The organism is Buchnera aphidicola (Pemphigus obesinymphae) (assembly GCF_026122815.1).
Lineage (GTDB): Bacteria > Pseudomonadota > Gammaproteobacteria > Enterobacterales > Enterobacteriaceae > Buchnera_C > Buchnera_C aphidicola_BJ.
This window is the reverse complement of the sequence record NZ_JAIWQW010000065.1, coordinates 1-592: the sequence shown is the minus strand read 5'-3', so window position 1 is coordinate 592 and position 592 is coordinate 1. Positions and strand designations below refer to the sequence as shown.

Genomic DNA, 592 nt, shown 5'->3' with positions numbered 1-592 from the left:
TGAAGGAAAAAATACATAATTTTTTAATAAATTTGCCTAATATACCGGATAATAACATACCAAACGGGACAGAATCTATAAATAATAAAGAGATAATGCGTTGGGGGAAAATAAAAAAATATAATTTTCTTGTGCAAGATCATGTTTTTTTAGGAGAAAATATACATGGATTTGACTGGAATACAGCAGCCAAAATATCTGGATCTCGATTTGTCATTATGAAAGGGAAAATTGCTTTGCTGCATCGTGCTCTAGGTCAATTTATGTTAGATATACATACAAAAGAAAATGGATACTTAGAAACTAATGTACCATATTTAGTTAATCAAAAAAGTTTATATGGAACGGGTCAATTACCTAAATTTAGTGATGATTTATTTCACATAAATACTTTTTCTAAAGAAAAAAAAACTAATAATTATATATTAATACCTACAGCAGAAGTACCACTTACAAATATTATTCAAAATAAAATTTTGAAGGAAAATGAATTACCTATTAAGCTAACAGCTCTTACTCCTTGTTTTCGGTCAGAATCTTCTTCTTACGGTAAAGATACTAGAGGTTTAATACGTACGCATCAATTTGATAA

1 protein-coding gene is annotated in these 592 nt (G+C 27.9%); it reads left to right on the top strand.

The annotated features are described in order from the left end of the window. On the top strand, positions 1 to 592 hold a 592-nt coding region (locus tag LDP10_RS03105), incomplete at both ends, for an aminoacyl--tRNA ligase-related protein (RefSeq protein WP_321160502.1).